The organism is Flavobacterium sp. ALJ2 (assembly GCF_015594725.1).
GTDB lineage: Bacteria > Bacteroidota > Bacteroidia > Flavobacteriales > Flavobacteriaceae > Flavobacterium.
This window is the reverse complement of the sequence record NZ_JADNRC010000046.1, coordinates 1-1,003: the sequence shown is the minus strand read 5'-3', so window position 1 is coordinate 1,003 and position 1,003 is coordinate 1. Positions and strand designations below refer to the sequence as shown.

Annotated in this window: 1 protein-coding gene and 1 pseudogene; both read left to right on the top strand. The window is 33.8% G+C overall.

The genetic code is table 11. The annotated features are described in order from the left end of the window. Positions 1-8 precede the first annotated feature (8 nt). Positions 9-173, top strand: a pseudogene (locus tag IUY40_RS19580) (transposase); the annotation flags it as partial. A gap of 344 nt (positions 174-517) precedes the next feature. Beyond that, a partial coding sequence (locus IUY40_RS19135; protein WP_195738454.1) for a DDE-type integrase/transposase/recombinase occupies positions 518-1,003 on the top strand: 486 nt, incomplete at its 3' end.

Sequence of the window (1,003 nt, the reverse complement as noted above, 5' to 3'; positions counted from 1 at the left end):
CCGTTGGGATTGTAAAACGTACCCAAAAAGATTACTCGCTCTCTTTTAAGTTGCAATTAGTTGAAGAGATAGAACATGGATTCATAACAAAAGCTCAGGCAAAGCTTAAATATGGTATCCAAGGAGATTCCACCGTAACAAAATGGTTACGAAAATATGGTAACTTTGATTGGGAAAACCAATTACCTACAATTATGTCAAAAACTCCAGAGCAAAGAATACTTGAACTTGAAGCTCAAGTTATATTATTAGAAAAACAGAAGGCCAGAGCTGAATATCTTGCTCAGCGTGCTGACAAGAAAGTTATTATTTTCGATATGCTAGTAGATATGGCAGAAAAAGAATATGATATTCAAATAAGAAAAAATTGCACACCCGACTTATCGACTTCTTCAAAGAAGAACACAAAGAAACGTTAGTTTCTACCTGTGATTTGCTCGGGGTAAATAGACAGGTATATTATCGATCAATAAAATCTAAAAAACTGAAACTATCCATAGCTCAAAAAGTTATAGTTATGGTTCGAAAGATTCGCATGGTCATGCCTAGATTAGGAGGTAAAAAACTATATTTTTTACTCAAAGGGCAATTATTGCTCTTAAAAGTTGGAAGAGATAAGTTGTTTAGGATATTGAGAGCCAACCATATGTTGATACCGTTCAAAAAGAAGTACCATATAACAACTGATTCACACCATCGATTTAGGAAGCATAAAAATTTAATAAGCACAATAGAAATAGAGAGACCTGAGTCTGTTTGGGTAAGCGATATAACATACGTTGGAACTAGAAGTAATCCATCTTATTTAGCATTGATAACCGATGCTTATTCAAAAAAGATTGTAGGCTTTGATGTGTCAAAATCTTTGAGTGTAGCAGGGTCTATCAAAGCACTTGAAATGGCATTATACAATCGAAATGATAGTACTGAACCCTTGATACATCACTCGGATAGAGGGTTACAATATTGCTCAAATGATTATCAAAGATTATTAAGCAAAAAT